We start from the raw sequence: 5,751 nt of genomic DNA on the forward strand, positions 1-5,751 counted from the left end.
GACCGGCGGCTTGACGAAACGAAAAACCGATGTACGATTCGCGCCCCTTCGCTGAGACGGACGTTGGAAGCGGAGGCTGGATCGGAAGATTCAGGCGGGTTGTGCGGAGGGTTGAGTGGGTTGGTTTCCGGCGGAAAGAAAGTGGTACGCCGGGGGTTGACGAAACGCAAACCGGCTGTATGATTCGCGGCCCTTCACCGAGGTGGTAGCGCGGTGAGGGCGGCAACGAAAGTTGCAGGAATGAAAGACGCTTTTCGGGGTGGTTGAGTCAGCCGCCCGGTTCGAAAAAAAGACGAACTGGGGTGTTGACGGAAACGAAAGGTGGTGTAAGATAGGCGGCTCACCGGGACGAAAGGTTGCCGGGGTGAAGCGGAACAAAAGGTTCGCTTCGGGCTGAAAGATCTTTGACAGTGTGCGCAGGTGTTTTGTGTGGGCGCCTTGGGATGGATAAACAAGTCCATCGAAATATCAAGGCGTCTAACGAAGCAAGCATGCAAATGCAAGCTAGTAGACCCTCAAAGTAATTTGACGAAAGTCAGCCGATTAAACTGAAGAGTTTGATCCTGGCTCAGAGTGAACGCTGGCGGCAGGCCTAACACATGCAAGTCGAGCGGCAGCGCGGGGCAACCTGGCGGCGAGCGGCGGACGGGTGAGGAATGCATCGGAATCTACCCTGTCGTGGGGGATAACGTAGGGAAACTTACGCTAATACCGCATACGACCGAGAGGTGAAAGTGGGGGACCGCAAGGCCTCACGCGATTGGATGAGCCGATGCCGGATTAGCTAGTTGGTGGGGTAAAGGCCCACCAAGGCGACGATCCGTAGCTGGTCTGAGAGGATGATCAGCCACACTGGGACTGAGACACGGCCCAGACTCCTACGGGAGGCAGCAGTGGGGAATATTGGACAATGGGCGCAAGCCTGATCCAGCCATGCCGCGTGTGTGAAGAAGGCCTTCGGGTTGTAAAGCACTTTTGTTCGGGAAGAAATCGTGCGGGCTAATACCCAGTACGGATGACGGTACCGAAAGAATAAGCACCGGCTAACTTCGTGCCAGCAGCCGCGGTAATACGAAGGGTGCAAGCGTTACTCGGAATCACTGGGCGTAAAGCGTGCGTAGGCGGTTCGTTAAGTCTGCTGTGAAAGCCCTGGGCTCAACCTGGGAACTGCAGTGGATACTGGCGGACTAGAGTGTGATAGAGGATGGTGGAATTCCCGGTGTAGCGGTGAAATGCGTAGAGATCGGGAGGAACACCAGTGGCGAAGGCGGCCATCTGGATCAACACTGACGCTGAGGCACGAAAGCGTGGGGAGCAAACAGGATTAGATACCCTGGTAGTCCACGCCCTAAACGATGCGAACTGGACGTTGGTTGCAACTTGGCAATCAGTGTCGAAGCTAACGCGTTAAGTTCGCCGCCTGGGGAGTACGGTCGCAAGACTGAAACTCAAAGGAATTGACGGGGGCCCGCACAAGCGGTGGAGTATGTGGTTTAATTCGATGCAACGCGCAGAACCTTACCTGGCCTTGACATCCACGGAACCTTGCAGAGATGCGAGGGTGCCTTCGGGAACCGTGAGACAGGTGCTGCATGGCTGTCGTCAGCTCGTGTCGTGAGATGTTGGGTTAAGTCCCGCAACGAGCGCAACCCTTGTCCTTAGTTGCCAGCACGTAAAGGTGGGAACTCTAAGGAGACTGCCGGTGACAAACCGGAGGAAGGTGGGGATGACGTCAAGTCATCATGGCCCTTACGGCCAGGGCTACACACGTACTACAATGGTCGGTACAGAGGGTTGCAATACCGCGAGGTGGAGCCAATCCCAGAAAACCGATCCCAGTCCGGATCGGAGTCTGCAACTCGACTCCGTGAAGTCGGAATCGCTAGTAATCGCGGATCAGCTATGCCGCGGTGAATACGTTCCCGGGCCTTGTACACACCGCCCGTCACACCATGGGAGTTGGTTGCTCCAGAAGTAGGTAGTCTAACCGCAAGGGGGACGCTTACCACGGAGTGGTCAATGACTGGGGTGAAGTCGTAACAAGGTAGCCGTATCGGAAGGTGCGGCTGGATCACCTCCTTTAGAGTATGGCTTGGCCATCTCAAGACGCCCTCACAAGGCACCTGCATTCAGAAGAGAGCCTCATCGCGACGATGAGTGTTCCGTACACGGGGCTTTAGCTCAGCTGGGAGAGCACCTGCTTTGCAAGCAGGGGGTCGTCGGTTCGATCCCGACAAGCTCCACCACTAAAGTTCGCAAGAACGATGGGTCTGTAGCTCAGGTGGTTAGAGCGCACCCCTGATAAGGGTGAGGTCGGTGGTTCGAGTCCTCCCAGACCCACCATTTGCCGCGATGCGGTGGAATGGTGAGCGGGTAAAACCCGGGTATGAAACCTTCTGAATGAGTGCGCACACGAATTTAAGCAGCTGAGCATTGTGGCTTGGTTGCGTTCTTTGACAACTTGGGATGTGAACAAGCGTTTGGAACTCTGTCGAGTCCAAATGTGTCGTTGAGGCAAGTAGGCGAAGTATCACAGGAGCTTATTGTGTAATTCCGAGGCGACTTGGAGTTATATGATCAAGCGACTAAGCGCATACGGTGGATGCCTTGGCAGTCAGAGGCGATGAAGGACGTGGCAGCCTGCGAAAAGCATCGGTGAGTCGGCAGCAGACTTTGACCCGGTGATGTCCGAATGGGGAAACCCACTCAGCAATGAGTATCCTCACCTGAATCTATAGGGTGTGGAGGCGAACTCAGGGAACTGAAATATCTCAGTACCTGAAGGAAAAGAAATCAACCGAGATTCCCCAAGTAGTGACGAGCGAACGGGGACTAGCCCTTAAGCAATGCAGGTTTTAGTGGAATGGTCTGGAAAGGCCAGTCATAGACGGTGATAGCCCGGTACACGAAAGGGCCTGCAGTGTGAAATTGAGTAAGGCGAGGCACGTGAAACCTTGTCTGAACATGGGGGGACCATCCTCCAAGGCTAAATACTCCTGACTGACCGATAGCGAACAAGTACCGTGAGGGAAAGGCGAAAAGAACCCTGGTGAAGGGAGTGAAATAGAACCTGAAACCGTATGCGTACAAGCAGTGGAAGCCCGCAAGGGTGACTGCGTACCTTTTGTATAATGGGTCAGCGACTTACGTTGTGTGGCGAGCTTAACCGTCTAGGGGAGGCGAAGGGAAACCGAGTCTGAATAGGGCGCATAGTCGCACGGCGTAGACCCGAAACCGGGTGATCTAGCCATGACCAGGGTGAAGGTCCGGTAACACGGACTGGAGGCCCGAACCCACTCCCGTTGCAAAGGTAGGGGATGAGTTGTGGCTAGGAGTGAAAAGCTAATCGAACCCGGAGATAGCTGGTTCTCCTCGAAAGCTATTTAGGTAGCGCCTCATGTATCACTGCTGGGGGTAGAGCACTGTTATGGCTAGGGGGTCATTGCGACTTACCAAACCATTGCAAACTCCGAATACCAGCACGTGCGAGCATGGGAGACACACGGCGGGTGCTAACGTCCGTCGTGAAAAGGGAAACAACCCAGACCCGCAGCTAAGGTCCCAAAATTATCGCTAAGTGGAAAACGATGTGGGAAGGCATAGACAGCCAGGAGGTTGGCTTAGAAGCAGCCACCCTTTAAAGAAAGCGTAATAGCTCACTGGTCGAGTCGGCCTGCGCGGAAGATTTAACGGGGCTAAGCGATATACCGAAGCTCGGGGTGCATTCTTTGAATGCGCGGTAGAGGAGCGTTCCGTAAGCCTGTGAAGGTGAGTCGTAAGGCTTGCTGGAGGTATCGGAAGTGCGAATGCTGACATGAGTAACGATAAGGGGGGTGAAAAGCCTCCCCGCCGAAAGCCCAAGGTTTCCTCGCGCAACGTTAATCGGCGCAGGGTGAGTCGGTCCCTAAGGCGAGGCAGAAATGCGTAGTCGATGGAAAGCGGGTTAATATTCCCGCACCTGTCTGTAATGCGATGGGGGGACGGAGAAGGCTAGGTGTACCGGGCGTTGGTTGTCCCGGGGAAAGGCGGTAGGTGTTGAGAGTAGGCAAATCCGCTCTCATTTACACCGAGCACCGAGACGAGCTCTTTGAGCGAAGTCACTGAGGCCACGCTTCCAGGAAAATCCTCTAAGCTTCAGTTACAGATAGACCGTACCGTAATCCGACACAGGTAGGCAGGGTGAGAATCCCAAGGCGCTTGAGAGAACTCGGGTGAAGGAACTAGGCAACATAGCACCGTAACTTCGGGAGAAGGTGCGCCCAAGAGTGTGGCAACGTGCGTTGCTGAGCACTCTCGGGCCGCAGTGACCAGGCCGCTGCGACTGTTTATCAAAAACACAGCACTCTGCAAACACGTAAGTGGACGTATAGGGTGTGACGCCTGCCCGGTGCTGGAAGGTTAATTGATGGGGTCAGCCGCAAGGCGAAGCTCTTGATCGAAGCCCCAGTAAACGGCGGCCGTAACTATAACGGTCCTAAGGTAGCGAAATTCCTTGTCGGGTAAGTTCCGACCTGCACGAATGGCGTAACGACAGCGGCGCTGTCTCCACCCGAGACTCAGTGAAATTGAAATCGCTGTGAAGATGCAGCGTTCCCGCGGCAAGACGGAAAGACCCCGTGAACCTTTACTATAGCTTTACACTGAACGTTGAGTTCGTCTGTGTAGGATAGGTGGGAGGCTACGAAACCATGGCGCTAGCTGTGGTGGAGCCATCCTTGAAATACCACCCTGATGTGCTTGACGTTCTAACCTGGATCCGTAATCCGGATCGGGGACCGTGTATGGTGGGTAGTTTGACTGGGGCGGTCTCCTCCCAAAGAGTAACGGAGGAGCTCGAAGGTACGCTCAGCGCGGTCGGACATCGCGCACTGTGTGCAAAGGCATAAGCGTGCTTGACTGCAAGATCGACGGATCAAGCAGGTACGAAAGTAGGACTTAGTGATCCGGTGGTTCTGTATGGAAGGGCCATCGCTCAACGGATAAAAGGTACTCCGGGGATAACAGGCTGATACCGCCCAAGAGTTCATATCGACGGCGGTGTTTGGCACCTCGATGTCGGCTCATCACATCCTGGGGCTGTAGTCGGTCCCAAGGGTATGGCTGTTCGCCATTTAAAGTGGTACGCGAGCTGGGTTCAGAACGTCGTGAGACAGTTCGGTCCCTATCTGTCGTGGGCGTTGGAGGTTTGAGAGGGGCTGCTCCTAGTACGAGAGGACCGGAGTGGACGATTCCCTGGTGTTCCGGTTGTCACGCCAGTGGCACTGCCGGGTAGCTATAATCGGAAGCGATAACCGCTGAAAGCATCTAAGCGGGAAGCGCGCCTCAAGATGAGACCTCCCGGAGCACAAGCTCCCTGAAGGGCCCAGGTAGACTACCTGGTTGATAGGGTGGGTGTGTATCGCAGTAATGCCGAGCTAACCACTACTAATGACCCGTGCGGCTTGATCATATAACTCCAAGACGCTTCAACTACGCCTCAATCACACATTGACGCGACTGTTCCAAACACACGTTCACATCCCAAGTCACAACGCTGAGTCCGCGCTCCATAGCGCGACTCCAACTCCTCCCTGGCGGCCATAGCGGTTTGGTACCACCCGATCCCTTCTCGAACTCGGAAGTGAAACGAACCCGCGCCGATGGTAGTGTGCTTCCGCATGCGAGAGTAGGTCACTGCCAGGGCCTTACAACCTCCAAAACGCCAACCCTAACCGGTTGGCGTTTTGGCTTTTGCGCGATTGTCGAAAGCGC

General features: G+C 55.1%; 2 tRNA genes and 3 rRNA genes. All 5 read left to right on the forward strand.

Annotated features, from left to right (window positions below):
• Window positions 1-545: 545 nt before the first annotated feature.
• The 5 genes from NM961_RS23665 to rrf all read left to right on the forward strand — a co-directional run bounded on the left by NM961_RS23665 (window position 546) and on the right by rrf (window position 5,682).
• Window positions 546-2,082, forward strand: a 16S ribosomal RNA gene (locus tag NM961_RS23665).
• Between the two features lie 88 nt (window positions 2,083-2,170).
• Window positions 2,171-2,246: transfer RNA gene (locus NM961_RS23670), tRNA-Ala, on the forward strand.
• A 20-nt stretch (window positions 2,247-2,266) separates the two neighbouring features.
• A tRNA-Ile gene (locus NM961_RS23675) sits at window positions 2,267-2,343 on the forward strand.
• Window positions 2,344-2,575: 232 nt separating this feature from the next.
• A 23S ribosomal RNA gene (locus tag NM961_RS23680) occupies window positions 2,576-5,449 on the forward strand.
• Window positions 5,450-5,569: 120 nt separating this feature from the next.
• Window positions 5,570-5,682 (forward strand): 5S ribosomal RNA (rrf, locus tag NM961_RS23685).
• Together the 16S, 23S and 5S rRNA genes with 2 tRNA genes alongside form the textbook arrangement of a ribosomal RNA operon.
• Window positions 5,683-5,751 lie beyond the last annotated feature (69 nt).

This window comes from Tahibacter harae (assembly GCF_024437735.1).
GTDB lineage: Bacteria > Pseudomonadota > Gammaproteobacteria > Xanthomonadales > Rhodanobacteraceae > Tahibacter > Tahibacter harae.